12 protein-coding genes are annotated in these 14,404 nt (G+C 73.9%); 6 read left to right on the plus strand and 6 right to left on the minus strand.

Features of this window, described 5'->3' with window-relative positions; translation table 11 throughout:
• Window positions 1-10 precede the first annotated feature (10 nt).
• From J4H92_RS05465 to J4H92_RS05475, 3 genes are read right to left on the minus strand one after another with little or no spacing between them, the layout of a single operon-like run.
• Complete coding sequence (locus tag J4H92_RS05465; RefSeq protein ID WP_208096936.1) at window positions 11-3,796, minus strand: aldehyde dehydrogenase family protein; 3,786 nt, start codon at window positions 3,794-3,796, stop codon at window positions 11-13.
• A 52-nt stretch (window positions 3,797-3,848) separates the two neighbouring features.
• The gene (hisC, locus tag J4H92_RS05470; RefSeq protein WP_208096938.1) at window positions 3,849-4,919 is read right to left on the minus strand and encodes a histidinol-phosphate transaminase; all 1,071 of its coding nucleotides are present in this window, start codon (window positions 4,917-4,919) and stop codon (window positions 3,849-3,851) included.
• Entirely contained in the window at window positions 4,919-5,476 is a 558-nt protein-coding gene (locus tag J4H92_RS05475; protein ID WP_208096940.1) for a YbhB/YbcL family Raf kinase inhibitor-like protein, read from the minus strand. Before J4H92_RS05475 ends, hisC begins: the two co-directional genes overlap by 1 nt.
• Window positions 5,477-5,610: 134 nt before the next feature.
• Between J4H92_RS05475 and J4H92_RS05480 the strand changes: the two genes are divergently transcribed.
• Both J4H92_RS05480 and J4H92_RS05485 read left to right on the plus strand, forming a co-directional pair.
• On the plus strand, window positions 5,611-6,393 hold the full coding sequence (locus J4H92_RS05480; protein WP_208096942.1) for a FadR/GntR family transcriptional regulator: 783 nt from the start codon (window positions 5,611-5,613) through the stop codon (window positions 6,391-6,393).
• An 88-nt stretch (window positions 6,394-6,481) separates the two neighbouring features.
• Window positions 6,482-7,420: a rhodanese-like domain-containing protein gene (locus J4H92_RS05485; RefSeq protein ID WP_208096944.1), complete on the plus strand. Its 939-nt coding sequence runs from the start codon at window positions 6,482-6,484 to the stop codon at window positions 7,418-7,420.
• Between the two features lie 171 nt (window positions 7,421-7,591).
• Here J4H92_RS05485 and erm read toward each other — a convergent pair whose 3' ends face one another.
• A complete protein-coding gene (gene erm / locus J4H92_RS05490; protein WP_208096946.1) occupies window positions 7,592-8,353 on the minus strand; it encodes a 23S ribosomal RNA methyltransferase Erm in 762 nt (253 codons plus the stop codon).
• A 355-nt stretch (window positions 8,354-8,708) separates the two neighbouring features.
• Here erm and J4H92_RS05495 point away from each other — a divergent pair, with 355 nt between their 5' ends.
• Both J4H92_RS05495 and J4H92_RS05500 read left to right on the plus strand, forming a co-directional pair.
• Window positions 8,709-9,107 (plus strand): metalloregulator ArsR/SmtB family transcription factor, encoded by a 399-nt coding sequence (locus J4H92_RS05495; protein ID WP_208096948.1) that lies wholly within the window; start codon window positions 8,709-8,711, stop codon window positions 9,105-9,107.
• 25 nt (window positions 9,108-9,132) lie between these two features.
• Entirely contained in the window at window positions 9,133-9,798 is a 666-nt protein-coding gene (locus tag J4H92_RS05500) for an SRPBCC domain-containing protein (protein ID WP_208096950.1), read from the plus strand.
• A gap of 19 nt (window positions 9,799-9,817) precedes the next feature.
• Here J4H92_RS05500 and J4H92_RS05505 read toward each other — a convergent pair whose 3' ends face one another.
• The gene (locus J4H92_RS05505; RefSeq protein WP_208096953.1) at window positions 9,818-11,905 is read right to left on the minus strand and encodes a M13 family metallopeptidase; all 2,088 of its coding nucleotides are present in this window, start codon (window positions 11,903-11,905) and stop codon (window positions 9,818-9,820) included.
• Between the two features lie 106 nt (window positions 11,906-12,011).
• On the minus strand, window positions 12,012-12,590 hold the full coding sequence (locus J4H92_RS05510) for a TetR/AcrR family transcriptional regulator (protein ID WP_208096954.1): 579 nt from the start codon (window positions 12,588-12,590) through the stop codon (window positions 12,012-12,014).
• 96 nt (window positions 12,591-12,686) lie between these two features.
• On the opposite strand from J4H92_RS05510, the gene J4H92_RS05515 reads away from it, so the two are divergent.
• Both J4H92_RS05515 and J4H92_RS05520 read left to right on the plus strand, forming a co-directional pair.
• The gene (locus J4H92_RS05515; RefSeq protein WP_208096956.1) at window positions 12,687-12,968 is read left to right on the plus strand and encodes a putative antibiotic biosynthesis monooxygenase; all 282 of its coding nucleotides are present in this window, start codon (window positions 12,687-12,689) and stop codon (window positions 12,966-12,968) included.
• Window positions 12,969-13,034: 66 nt separating this feature from the next.
• Window positions 13,035-14,399: an MATE family efflux transporter gene (locus J4H92_RS05520; RefSeq protein WP_208096958.1), complete on the plus strand. Its 1,365-nt coding sequence runs from the start codon at window positions 13,035-13,037 to the stop codon at window positions 14,397-14,399.
• Window positions 14,400-14,404 lie beyond the last annotated feature (5 nt).

Genomic DNA, 14,404 nt, shown 5'->3' on the forward strand with positions numbered 1-14,404 from the left:
CGCGCGGCGCTCAGGGGTCGACCCGGGCATCGAGGGCGTCGAGCCACTCGTCCACGCCCGGCGGCGGCGCCGCGAAGCCGTGCCGATGCGCGGCGATCGAGACGGACTGCTCGCGCAGGAACACCAGGAGCTCGACCGGTCCCGCCATGGTCACCGGCTCGGTCCAGAGCGGCACCCGATCCAGGCCGCCCAGCCACTCCGCGGTGCGCCGCGGATCGCCGCCGATCAGGCGCACCCGGTCGGCCATCGCCTCGGGGCCCTCGAGCGTCTCGGTGGCCACCGTGCGCTCCAGCCAGTCGTCGTCGCGCTCCAGCGAGACGGGGATCTCCTGCTCCTCGAGGAAGCGCGAGAGCTCCGGGGGGAGGACCTCGCCGGTGGACACCGTCAGCGGCGCGCCGACGAGGAGGCCGGCGGCGAGCACCCGCACCAGTTCGGCGGAGGATCCGCGCTCCGCGAGCCGCACGTGCCCGTGGACCGGGTGGTGGCGCAGCACGTTCCGCTCGATGCCGAGCCCGACCTCGTCGTGCACGCGGCCGAGCGAGGTGCGCCACGCGAGCGCATCGGAGAGCGCGGCCCGGCGGACGCGGTCGAACTCCTCGTAGCCGAGCGACGACTGGGCGGTCTCGATGAGCGACCGCACGCGGGGGTCGAGGCCGCGCAGGTGCAGCGTGGAGCTCGGGGTGCCCTCGCGCAAGCGCCAGGATCCGAGGCCCGTCAGGCGGTTCGGACCGCCGGTGAGGGCATCGCCGCCCGTCCCGGCGCCGCCCCAGCCGCCGCCCGGGTGCCGCTCGATCCTCGCGTCGACCGTGGCCCGGCCGACGACGAGCGCCGCCGCCCGCACCCCGTCGAGCCAGGGGATGATCTCGAGCTCGCCGCCCGCGTGCAGCGCCGCCGTGGACCCGCCGCCCAGAGCGCCCTGCAGGCGGATCGCCTCGTCGAGGCTGTGCGCCGAGACGACGCCGAGCACGGGGACTCCGATCGCGTCGGCCCAGAAGCGCGCGTCGCGGCGCACTCCCGTGCGCACGCCCGGTCGCCAGAGCAGGCCCGCGTCGTCGAGCTGCTCGGGCCGGACCAGCCACTCCTCGCCCGGCTGGAGCTCCGTGAGCGCACGCAGGCCCGCCGGGCCCGGCGGGGAGGCGAGCGGGCCGAGGTCGAAGACGAGCGGGTCGGTGCCCGCGGCCTCCGGCGCCGCGGCCGCATCCCCGACGCGCAGGTTGCGGACGGCGTCGGCGAGCAGCCGGCGCAGCCGCTTCGACCGTGCGGCCGAGCCGAGCAGCACGAGCACCCGGGCGCTCCGCGCGTCGGCGGCGGCGCCCCCGAACGCCGAGCGGACGGCGTCGCGCACCGCGGCGGGGAGGTCGGCGTTCGGCGCGATGAGCGTCGAGCCGAGCGCGCGGAAGCGGCCCTCGACCCTCAGATCGGGGCGGCGCCGGAGCAGGGCGCGCGCGGTCTCGCGGCGGCCCAGCACCTGGGCGCGGTCGACCCTCGGATCGGCCGCGAGCCCGGCCGCGAGCGCGATGTGCGGGTCCGAGGCGGCGCCCGCCGAGTCCGGGGTCTCCTCCGAGGCATCCGCACCGCCCGTGCCCGAGGCCGCCTCGGACGCCACGGCGAGCGAGACCGTGCCCTCGGGCAGCCCGGCGGCGCGCCACTCCTCGATGAGCGCCGCCGAGGAGCGGGCGAGGCTCGGATGGGCGACCAGCACCGCCGCGGAGCCGGCTGCGAGCACCGCGGCGACGGCCTCCGCGCGTTCGGCGAGCGGCACGCCCGCGTCGGCGACGACGACGGCGATACGGCCGGGCACGAACTCCGCGCCGCGCACCGCGCCGAGTCCTGCCGCGAGCTGCCCCAGGTAGCGCGTGGCGTCGATCGCCCCGGAGACGTCGGCGTCGACCGATGCGATCGGGGCCCCGCTCTCCGCGACCGACTCCTCGATGAGGCGGTCGCGCGCGCTGGCGAGTCCGAGGGCGAGCCGGGCGACCCGGATGCTCCGCTCGGCGGCGCGCTGGGCCCGCCAGGGCTCCGCGGCGGCGGCGGCGAGATCCAGCAGGGCGCCGGTGTCGGCGGCGGCCTCGCGGGCCTGCGCCACGGCGGCCGCTTCGACGCCCCGCGCGGCGCTCGCCCGGGCGAGCAGCCGTCGCGCCCAGTCGCGGTTCTCGGCGCTCGATGCATCCGTGTCCGGTTCGTTCGCGAACCCCGTTCCCGAGACGACCGGCAGGGCGCGCACCTCCCCGGTGGGCTCCAGCACGATCCGCCCGGTGTCGTCCGCCCCGAGTCCGAGCACCGCGGCGGTGAGGCCCCCCGTGTCGAAACGGCCGGTCTCCGCGGGCGGGCGGTAGAACAGTGCGCTGTCCCGCTCGCTGGGATTCCACTCCCGGCTGCGGCGCTGCGTCCGATGCGAGGGGGGAGCGGGGCGGTCGGCGAGCTCGAACGCGCGCGCCAGCTCCTCCCGCTCCGCGGGATCGGCCCGCGGCGCTCGGTGCAGCACGCGGGCCGCGCGGCTGAGATCGGACTCCGGGTCGGCCGCCTCGGCGGCCAGCCTGACGAGCGGACCCGCGGCGCTGCCGAACGTCTTCGGAGCGAACACCGGAAGGCGCAGGCGCACGGCGAAGCCGTGGTCCGCGAGTGTGCGGGCGAGAGCCGGAACCGTCCCGGCCCGCAGCTGCACGGCCGGTCGCGCCGCAGCCTCCGCGAGCACCGTCGCGGCGGCGAGCAGCAGGGGATCCTCGGTGGCGATCACCGTGCGCACCGCGCCGGCGTGGCCGGCGAGCTTTCGCACGAGGCGCAGAAGACCGGCCCGGGCCTCGTCCTCCGAGTCGAAGACGGGCACCGGGAGACCGCTCAGCAGGGAGTCGATCCGCGCCTGCCCGGCGAAGCCGCCCCGTCCGACGATCAGCTCCAACGGCTCGCCGCCGCGCGCGACCCTCGCCCGCGAGAGCGCGGCCAGGCGCTCCGCGGCGTCGGCGGATTCCGGCAGGTCGGCGGCCAGGTGCACGCCCGCCCGGACGGCGGCCCGCTCGTGCGGCCCGAGCGCGAGCAGCGCGAGCTCGGTCGCGAGCAGCGCGCTGCGATGGTCGTGCCCCTCGAACACGACGACGGTGCCGTGCTCCTCGGCGACGTCGAGCAGCGGTGCCAGATCCGCGGCGCGCGCGGCGTCGGCGTCGAGAGACCACCAGGAGCCGCCGGGGACGACGCGCGCGGGGTCCACGGCGATGCTGGTCGCCCCGGGGAGCGCGGCGAGGGCGGCGAGGCGCGCGATCTCGTCGGCCGCGCCCTCCGGGCCGAGCACGGGGTCCCCGGACGGAGCGAGCAGGGTGTCGAAGCCGGCCGCCGCGTTCGCGCGCAGCGTCTCCCGCAGCCTCGCGTCGGTCTGCTCCGGTTCCCGGCCGGGCAGCCGGGCCGAGAGGATCAGGTGCGCGACCCGCTCGCGCAGCCGACGCCGGGCCAGCGGCAGCACCGCCCAGGGCAGCCCGAGCGAAGCGAGCCCGCCGGCCCGGACCGCGAGCCGGTCCCGGGCCGGCAGCGAGGGCGGCAGTTCCTGGGCGGCGGAGCGGAGGCTCAGCGCGGCGGCGAAGGGATCGGCCTCGCCCGCCAGCGCGTCGAGCAGCCGCCGCAGGAAGTCGAAGCTGTCGGCGTCGTCGCGGAGACCGTCGAGGATCCCGTGCTCCTCGCGTTCGGCCGGCGCCGTGCTCCCCGGCGTCGTCGCGTCGGCGGGAGCCAGCGCGGCGAGCCAGCCCTCGACGCGGGCCAGGCTCGCGCGAACGCGATCCTCCTCCGTGCCGCCGCGATCCTCTGCCATTCCTCCACTGTAGAGCCGGCCCGGCGCCTCGCCGGTCGGGCACGCGGGCGGGTCACGCGGAGGGCAGGGCGGCGAGCAGGCGCTCGTTCATCTCCGGCGTGCCGATCGTGATGCGCAGGCCCTCGCCGGAGAAGGCGCGGACGAGGACGCCGCCGCCGCGCAGAGCCTCCCCGACCGCATCGGTGCGCGCACCGGTGCGCAGCCAGACGAAATTGCCGGAGGACTCGACCGGCCGCCAGCCCCGGTCGCGCACCGCCGCCAGCACCCGCGCGCGCTCCGACACCACCAGATCCACGCGCTCCGCGAGGGCCGACTCCGCGTCGAGCGAGGCCGCAGCCGCCGCCTGCGCGAGACCGCTCACCCCGAAGGGCACCGCCACGCGCCTCAGATTCGTCGCGATCCGCTCCGGCGCGATCGCGTACCCGACGCGCAGCCCCGCGAGCCCGTAGGCCTTGGAGAACGTGTGCAGCACGGCGACGTTGGGATGGCGGCGGAAGAGATCCACCCCGTCGATCGAATCCGGATCCCGATCGAAATGCACGTAGGCCTCGTCCACGACCACGAGCACGTCGCGCGGCACGGCGGCGAGGAACCGCTCGAACTCCTCGGTGCGCACGACGGCCCCGGTCGGGTTGTTCGGCGTGCAGATCAGCACCAGGCGCGTCCGCGGGGTGATCGCCGCGGCCATGGCGTCGAGGTCGTGCCGCTCGTCGGGGGCGAGCGGCACCATCACCGGGGTCGCCCCGGCGATCCGGACGAGGATCGGGTACGCCTCGAATGAGCGCCAGGCGAAGACGACCTCGTCGCCCGGCCCCGCGCTGGCGTTCACCAGCTGCTGCGCGACCTCGACCGAGCCCGTTCCCACGGCGATCTCATCCGCGCGCACCCCGTGGTGCGCCGCGATGCGGCCGCGCAGCTCGACGGCGCCCATGTCCGGGTAGCGATTGATCCGGGCGGCCTCCTCCCGCACGACGTCCAGCACCGGGCCGAGAGGCGGGTAGGGGTTCTCGTTCGAGGAGAGCTTGACGGCGTCCGGCGCGCTCTTCCCCTGCACGTACACCGGGAGATCCTCGATCCCGGGCCGCCCGCGGACCTCGCCCGGCTCCTCCAGCGGCCGCGCCATCAGGCGGCCTGGCCGTACGCCCCGGTCGCCACCAGGACGCCGCGGGCGAGCACCGCGTCGCGGAACAGGAAGCCGAGCACCGCCGGGGTGGCCTGCGGGTCGATGTCGACGCGCTCGACCCCGAGCGCGTGCACCACGAACCAGTAGTGGTGCACGCCGGTGCCCTCGGGCGGCCCCGCGCCCACGAACTCCGCTGCGCGCAGCTCGTTCGGCAGGGTGATCGCGCCCTCCGGCAGCAGGCCCCGGGAGGGGTCCCCCGCGTTCGCGGGCAGCGAGGTGACGCCCGCCGGGATGTTCGCCACCGCCCAGTGCCAGAAGCCCGAGCCGGTCGGCGCGTCCGGGTCGAAGCAGGTGACGGCGAAGCTGCGGGTCTCGGGCGGGAACCCCGACCACGCGAGCTGCGGGGACCGGTTCTGGCCGCCCGAGTCGAAGCCGTAGATCTCCGCGGGAAGGGGCTCGCCGTCCTGGATGTCGGCGCTCGTCACCTCGAAATGAGGCACCTGGCGCATCGACGCGTAGGGATCGATCACTCCGCGGGCGGGGTTCGCGTGCGTCATCTGCGGCTCCTGTCTGCTCCGACCTCGTTCAGATGACTCAAGACTACGGCGTGAACAGGACGACTCGCTATACTGGCCGCACACGAGTGCCCCGACCGACGCCGGGGCCCCCGAGGTCGAAGCGAGGTGATGGCATGGCCGCTGCAACCGGATCCGAGCGAGCGCGCAAGACGCTCGCGTATCTGCGCCGCCATATCACGACCGGAACCTGGCCGGTGGGCAGCCGCATCCCGATCGAGCCCGAGCTCGCCGAGCAGATCGGGGTGGGCCGCAGCACCGTTCGCGAGGCCGTGCGCTCCCTGGCCTCGATCGGCATGCTCGAGACGCTGCCCGGGCGCGGCACCTTCGTCCGCTCCGCGGCGCCCACCAGCACCCTGCTCAACCAGTTCCTCAACGACTTCACGCTCGAGGAGATCCTGAGCTACCGGCGAGCTCTCGAGATCGAGGCGGCGCAGCAGGCCTCGATCCACCGCAGCGAGGAGGACCTCGCCGCGCTCGAACAGGCGATCCGGGACGAGCAGGGATGCACCCGCTGCCCCGTGCTGCTGAGCGGCGCCGAGGCGACCGCCTTCGACAGCCGCTTCCACCGCCTGCTCTTCGACTCGGCGAAGAACCGTCTGCTGGCCGCCCTCTACGCCGGGACGAACGATCAGCTCCGCTCGCCGGCCCACCGCGGGAGGCTCGCCAATGTGGCCTCCGCGAAGGAGGTGGAGCTGGATCACAAGCGGATCCTCGACGCCATCCGCCGGCGCGACTTCATCGACACCGTGCACGCGATGGCGGACCACGTCGATCACGACGTGGTGATCGTCAACGATCAGCACGAGGCGGTTCCGGCCCTGGCGCGCTCGCCCGAGCAGCAGCAGCGCATCGACGTCGTCCGCGAGGCCGGCGAGCAGCGGCTCACCTCGGTCTGAGGGCGCTCCGCGCGCGGGCACCGTCGTCCCGCAGCTCCCCTTGTCGCGCACTGCCGAGGCCGTGATCGGGCGGGCGTAGCATGGTGGGGTGCCCGAGTCGAAGATCCTGCTGTACTACGCCTTCGCCCCGATCTCCGACCCGGAGGCGGTGCGCCTCTGGCAGCTGGAGCTGTGCCGTTCCCTCGGCCTCCGGGGCCGGGTCATCGTGTCGCCGCACGGCATCAACGGCACGGTCGGCGGCGAGCTCGACGCCTGCAAGCGCTACCTGCGGCGCACCCGGGAGTATGCTCCGTTCGCCGGGCTCGAGGCGAAGTGGAGCGACGGCAGCGGCTTCGAACCGGACGCACCGGAGCTGCTGCACGGCGAGGATCGCTCGGCGCCCTGGCGCCGCAGCGCCGACTTCCCGAAGCTCAGCGTCAAGGCGCGCGACGAGCTCGTCGCCTTCGGCATTCCGGACGAGACCCGGGTGGACGGGCGCGGGGTGGTCGGCGGCGGGGTTCGGTTGACCCCCGAGGCGGTGAACGCACTGGTCGACGAGCGCGGGGACGAGGTGGTCTTCTTCGACGGGAGGAACGCCTGGGAGGCCGAGATCGGGCGGTTCCGCGGAGCCGTGGTGCCCGAGGTGCGCACCACCCACGACTTCATCGGGCGGATCGACCGCGGCGACTTCGACGCCATCAAGGACCGTCCGGTCGTCACCTACTGCACCGGCGGGATCCGCTGCGAGATCCTCTCCGCCGCGATGCGCCGCCGCGGCTTCGCCGAGGTCTACCAGCTCGACGGCGGGGTCGTGCGCTACGGCGAGGCCTTCGGCAACTCCGGACTCTGGGAGGGATCGCTCGCCGTGTTCGACGGGCGCGAGTCGATCGATTTCGCCCCGGGCGCCGCGGTGCTCGGTCGCTGCGCGCTCTGCGGAGCGCCGTCGAACCGGCTCGCCGACTGCGCGGACGGAGCGTGCCGCACGCGCTTCGTCGCGTGCGAGCGGCATCCCGGGGCGGCCTGCCGGGACTGCGCGCCGCGCCCCTGACGCCTCCCGCAGTCCCCGCCCCTCCCGCCCCCGCGAGACAGCATGCTTTTCGCGAGACAGCATGGGTTGTGCCGCCTGACGCGTGCTGTTTCGCGAAAGGCATGCTGTCTCGGGGGGGGGGCGGAGAGTACCGTGAGCAGGATGGCGGGGCGGCGCTGTGGGCCGATCCGCTCAGGATCGCAGCGCCGCCCACAGCGCCGCCCACTGCGCGGCGTCGAGATCGCGCGGCAGCGCCCGGGGGTCGATCCCCGCGCGCCGGATCAGCCGGAGCGCGTCGCCGCGGCTCAGACGGGCGGCGTGCGTCAGCGCGCCGCCCAGGCCGCGGCCCCGTCCCGTGAACAGCGATCTCACGAAGCGCTCGTACGCGCCGCGCTCGGCCGCGGCGACCAGGGGCCGCTCGCGCCGGCTGATGCCGAGGATCCCGCCGTCGACGCTCGGACGCGGCCGGAAGCACCACGATGGCACCCGTCCGTGGAGCTCGAAGGAGAACCAGGGGGCTGTCTGCGCGGTGAGCATGGTGCCGCCGCCCACTCCGGCGCGCTTGCGGGCGACCTCCCACTGGGTGAGCAGGATCGCGCGCTCCCAGGCGCCCGTGACGAGCAGACGGCGCAGGAGCGGGGTGGTCAGGTGGAAGGGGATGTTGCCGACGAGCACGGGCGCGAGCAGCGGATAGCGCAGCGCGTCGGCGTGCTCGACCCGCACGCCCCCGAGCGATCGCCGCAGCTCTTCGACCCGATGCTCGTCGATCTCGATGGCCGTGAGGGGTCGGCCGAGTCGCGCGAGCGCGCGGGTCAGGGCGCCGTCGCCGGCGCCGATCTCGAGGATGGGACCGGAGGACCGCGAGACCAGACTCGCGAGGCGGTCGACGGTGGGACGGTGGGTGAGGAAGTTCTGGCCGAGTTCGTGTCGGCCGCCGTGAAGGGAACGGGGCATGGGTGCGCTCCAAGATCGAGTCGGGGAGCGCCTCGGACGAGGGTGCGGGGACCAAGGCGCTCGGTGCAAAGCACCGCTTTGCGCGCCGTATGTCCCGATTCCGGTCACGGGATCGGTCAGCGAGTTGCAGACGGGCATCGCCGTTCCGAGGCGCCGGGGTCTCGGATGGACGGCGCGCTGATGCGTGCGGATCGAGCGCGCCGTCAGGCGCGGCGGTCGCGGATCGGGAAGACGCGCGTCGTCGCGAACGCGCTGATCAGATTTCCCATGCGAGGCATCCTACCAGTCGCGCCGGGGCGGTGGCAGATGAGTTTTTGTCTTGACTTATATAAGCAGTTGATGAATAATGGACGGCGTGCACGCCCTCGATGTTCTCGGAGACCCGGTGCGACGGCGCATCCTCGAACTGGTCGTTCCGGGCGAGGCTCCGGCCGGCGCGATCGCGAAGACCATCGCGGAGGAGTTCGGGATCAGCCAGCCCGCCGTCTCCCAGCACCTGCGGGTGCTGCGCGAGAACGGGTTCGTGACCGTGCGGCCCGAGGGCACCCGGCGACTCTACGCGGTGGATCCGCAGGGGCCTCGCGAGGCGAGCGAGTGGTTGAGCCCCTTCGAGCGATACTGGCGCGGCCCGCTCGCAGCACTCGGAACCGAGCTCGCGCGCGGCGCGCGGCAGCGTCGCCTCGCGACCGAGCGGGACGCCGCCGAGCGCCCGGCCCGGCCCGCTCCCGAGGACGACAGACCTCCCGTCCCCTGAACACCCGCAGAGACAAGGAATGATCATGGTCGACGTACCGAAGCAGATCGACGGAGTGGTGCGCGAACTGCGCACCGAGCAGATGGATGGCGAGCCGTCGCGCATCCAGACGCTCACCCAGGAGTATCCCGCCGGCATCGAAGACGTGTGGGATGCGGCCACGAGCGCCGAGCGCATCGCGCGCTGGTTCCTCCCGGTCAGCGGAGACCTCAGCCTCGGCGGTCGCTACCAGTTCGAGGGCAACGCCGGTGGAGAGATCCTCGCCTGCGCACCCCCGAGCGACGGGACCGCGGAATACCGGGTGACCTGGGAGTTCGGCGGGGGAGTGACCTGGCTGACCGTGCGCCTCACCGAACAGGGACCGGATCGCACCCGATTCGAGCTCGAGCACATCGCCCGCGTGGCCGATGTGCCTGCCGAGATGTGGGACACCTTCGGGCCGGGCGCGACGGGCGTGGGCTGGGACGGGGGCCTGCTCGGGCTGGCGCTCCACCTGGGCGCATCCGAGGGCGCGATCTCGCCGGCAGAGGCGGCCGCGTGGGCCCTGACCGACGAGGGCAGATCCTTCTACCGGTCTGCCGCCGACCGCTGGGGCGAGGCGCACGCCGCCGCGGGCGCCGATCCCGGGACCGCGGCGCGCGGCGCCGACGCCACCTACGGTTTCTACACGGGCCAGACGCCCCCGGGATGATCCCGCGCTTGGCGGCGGCCTACCAGATGCCGACCCGCTCTGCGGGGTCGAGCCAGAGGCCGTCGCCCGGCTGCGTGCCGTAGGCCTCGTGGAAGGGCGCGAGGTTGCGCACGATCTGATTGCAGCGGAACTCGTTCGGCGAGTGCGGGTCGATCGTGAGCAGGCGCACCGTCTCTTCGGGCCGGGACTTCTGCTGCCAGGCCTGCGCCCAGGCGAGGAAGAAGCGCTCGGCGCCGGTGAGCCCATCGATGATGGGCTCACCATGAGGACCGTGCTTGGGTGCGGGCTGCTCTGCTGTCCGCGCCCCCTCCACGACGGGCGGCTCCTCGCCGTCGAGTGAGATGAGGTACGCCTTCCACGCGATCTCGAGCCCGGAGAGATCGCCGATGTTCTCGCCGATCGTTAGCTCGCCGTTGACCGTCTGGCCGTCGGCGCCCTCGGGGGAGAGCGTGTTGTACTGCGCGATCAGCGCCTTCGTGCGGGTCTCGAAGGCCGCGCGATCCTCCTCCGTCCACCAGTCGCTGAGCTTGCCGTCGCCGTCGTAGCGCGAGCCCTGGTCGTCGAAGCCGTGGCCGATCTCGTGCCCGATCACGGCGCCGATCGCCCCGTAGTTCGCGGCCGGATCCCAGGCGGCGTCGAAGAACGGCGGCTGCAGGATCGCGGCGGGGAACACGATCTCGTTGAAGCCGGGGTTGTAGTAGGCGTTGACCGTCTGCGGCGTCATGAACCACTCGTCGCGGTCGATGGGCCTGCCGACCTTGCCGAGCTCGCGGGCGAACTCGAACTCGGCCACCCGGCGCGAGTTGCCGAGCAGATCCTCGGCGTCGACCTCCAGCGAGGAGTAATCGCGCCACTTCACCGGATACCCGATCTTCGGGGTGAACTTCTCGAGCTTCTCGAGCGCGCGCTGCTTGGTCTCCTCGCCCATCCAGTCGAGCGCGAGGATCGACTCGCGGTAGGCCTCGATCAGATGCTCGACCAGCACGTCCATCGACGCCTTGGCGGACTCGTCGAAGTGGCGCTCGACGTAGAGCCGGCCGACCGCCTCGCCGACGGCGCCCTCCACGAACGAGACCCCGCGGCGCCAGCGATCCCGCTGCTCGGGCGCGCCCGTGAGCGCGGTGCCGTAGAACTCGAAGTTGGTCCGCGAGATCTCCTGTGAGAGCAGCGCCGCCGAGCCGCGCACGATCTGCCAGACGAGCCAGGCGCGCCAGGCCGGCAGCTCCTCCTCGACCAGCAGCCCGGCGAGCCCCGCCACGGCGTCGGTCTGGCCGACGACGACCTCGGCGAAGGCGGCCTCCGGAGCGCCCGAGGCCGCGAGGAAGGCGCGCCAGTCGAGCGCGGGGGTCAGCTCCTGCAGCTGAGCGAAGCTGCGCAGGTTGTAGAGCTTCTGGATGTCTCGGCTGTCGACCCGATCCCAGTGGGTGGCGGCGATGCGGCGCTCCAGCTCGTAGGCGTCCCCGGCCAGGCGCCCGGCCCGGCCCGGATCGATCCCGACGAGCTCCAGCATGCGGGCGATGTGGGCGCGGTACTGCTCGCGGATCTCGGCGAACTGCTCCTCGCGGTAGTACGACTCGTCGGGCAGGCCGATGCCGCCCTGCAGCACGAACACGATGTAGCGGTGCGGATCGCCCGGATCGTTGTCGACGTAGAGGCCGAAGAATCCGCCGAGGCCCTCGCGCTCCAGGCGCGCGACGAGGCTCACGAGCTCGTCGATAGAGGCCACCGCGAGCGCCCGCTCGAGGTCGTCGGCGATGGGGGCGGCGCCCCGCGCGTCGATCCGCTCCACGTCCATGAAGCTGCGATACAACGCGGCGATTTTCGCCGCGTCATCGACACCGCGCGCCGCGATCTTCGCGGCATCGTCGGCCGCGGCGGGAGCCGACAGTCCGGTGATGATGTCGCGCACGGCCGCCTCGGCGTTCTCGGCCAGCACCGCGAAGGATCCGTAGCGCGCCTTGTCGGCGGGGATCTCGGTGCGCTCGATCCACCTGCCGTTGACGTGCCGGAACAGGTCGTCCTGGGGGCGGATCGCCGGGTCGAGCTCGGCGAGATCGATGCCGGCGGGGCCGTAGTTGCCGGGGGAGTTCGCGCTGGGATCCGTCATGCGACCAGCCTACCCATTCGCGCCGACGGTATGACGCCCCGTCACGCTCGCGTGAACGATACCGACGGGAGGACGGTCGCGTCCAGAGGCAACCGCCGCCCGGGGGTCAGGCGGCCGCGAGGGCGTCGGCGGCGGCGCCGACCGCGAGGCGTCGGACCGTCTCCCGCCGGGCGTCCGGGTCGCCTCCGGTGAACATCTCGGCGAGTTGCGGGAACACCGCCCACCCGTTGGTCAGCGTGATGATGGTCAGCAGCAGCTGGCCGGCGGCCGCGGCGGTGATCCCCGGAAGTGCACGCCGCAGTGCGGCGATCTTGTCGAGGCAGTGCGCGTGCCGCTCGATCCGTCCCGTCACCTCCGCGCCCCGGGCCAGCCCCTCCCAGGCCATCAGGCGCGCGAGCTCGGGGCGGTCGACGATCCGGTCCAGGAGTGCGGCCGCGTACCCGCCGACCGCCTCGGGCCCCTCGCCGACGAGCGGCACATCCGCGGCCACCTCGAAGAGCCCGTCCTGAACGACCGCGTCGAACAGCTGCTCCTTGCCGCCGAAGTACTGGTAGATGCGCTCCTTGTTGACCCCGGCGCGGGCCGCGATGCGATCCACCCGCGCTCCCGCGAGCCCGTGCTCGCTGAACTCCGCGGTCGCCGCGTCCAGAAGCCGCCGCCGCGTCCGCTCGGTGTCCCAGGCCATGGCGGAAGTCTAACCGATCCCAACCGTTCAGTTGCATATTCTCGGCGGGCCGTCTATCGTCGTCATCGAAACCCCAAACGAATAGTTGGAGATGATATGCCCGCCCATCCGGACCTCCCCGCCACCGCCCCCGCCGACGGCTCCCCGGCGTCCCGGCCCGCGCCGCCCAGCATCCACGTGCGAGCCGTGATCACCTGGATCGCCATCTTCCCGCTGGTCGCGATCGGGCTCGCGGTGATCGCCCCGATCAGCGACTCCTGGCCCCCGGTGCTCCGGGCTCTCGTGCTGACGGTGGTCGTCGTGCCGCTCGCGGTCTACCTCGTGGTGCCGTGGCTGCTCCGCGCCTACGGCGCCCTCGCACGCCGTTCCCGGGGCTGAGACCGGCCGGCGCTGCGCGCCCCCGGGCGCGTGCCGCCCCGGGAGGACTTGGGTAGCGTGGTCGCCATGCCCCTTCCCGAGCCGAGCGAGCCCGCCGCGACCGACCGCCGCGAATCGCGCCGCATCGATCGCCGGATCGCCGCGCTCGCGGTACCGGCGCTCGGTGCGCTGGTCGCCGAGCCGCTGTTCCTGGCGGTCGACTCCGCGCTCGTCGGGCACCTCGGCGGCGCGCCGCTCGCCGGTCTCGCGATCGCGGCGGCGATTCTGCAGACCGCGGTGGGGCTGATGGTCTTCCTCGCCTACGCCACCACCCCCCTCGTCGCGCGACGCCGCGGCGCGGGCGATCCGCGCGGGGCGGTGCAGGCGGGCATCGACGGGCTGTGGCTCGCCCTGGGGATCGGCGCGGCGCTCGCCGTCGGCCTCGGAGCGGCGGGCGGTGCGCTCGTGCGCGCCTTCGGCGCAGATGCGGCGGTGGCCGAGCAGGCGGGCATCTACCTCGCCGTCTCCTGCGCCGGACTGCCGGCCATGCTCGTCGTCTTCGCCGCCGCCGGGCTGCTGCGCGGCCTGCAGGACACGCGCACGCCGCTGGTCGTCGCAGGCATCGGCTTCACCGCGAACGCGCTGCTCAACTGGTGGTTCATCTACGGACTCGGCTGGGGCATCGCCGGCAGCGCCTGGGGCACGGTGATCGCCCAGTGGGGCATGGTCGCGGTCTACGTCGCCGTCATCGCGCGGCACGCGCGCAGGCACGGCGCGAGCGCCCGCCCGCAGAGGGACGGCCTCGCCCGAGCCGGCCGCAGCGGCGGGTGGCTGTTCATCCGTACCCTGGGCCTGCGCGCAGCGCTGCTCGCGACGGTGGCCGCGGCGGCCTCGCACGGAACGGCGGTCACCGCCGGATACCAGGTGGTCTTCACCGTCTTCTCCATCGCCGCGTTCGCGCTCGACGCGCTCGCGATCGCGGCGCAGGCGCTCATCGGCGATGCGCTCGGCGCACGGAACCCCGAGCGCGCGCGCCTGATCGTTCGGCGGAGCGTCTTCTGGGGACTCGTCTCGGGCGCGGCCCTCGGAGTCCTGACCGCGGCGGCGAGCCCCCTCATCGGGCGGATCTTCACGGCGGACGAGGAGGTGCTCGCCGTGCTGCCAGCGGCGCTCCTGGCGCTCGGTCTCTCCCTGCCGCTCGGAGGCTTCGTCTTCGTGCTGGACGGCGTGCTCATGGGGGGAGGGGACGCCCGCTACCTCGCCTGGACCAGCCTGGTCAATCTCGCGGCCTACCTGCCGGTGCTCTGGGCCGCGACCGTGCTCGCCCCCTCCGGCGCGCCCGCGCTCATCGCGCTCACCGCCGCGTTCGCGATCGCGTTCATGCTCGCGCGCGCGGCCACGCTGGGCCTCCGGATACGCGGAGGGCGCTGGATGGTGCTCGGAGCGCCGTGATCCGC

The organism is Leucobacter weissii (genome assembly GCF_017565745.1).
Classification (GTDB): Bacteria; Actinomycetota; Actinomycetes; order Actinomycetales; family Microbacteriaceae; genus Leucobacter; species Leucobacter weissii.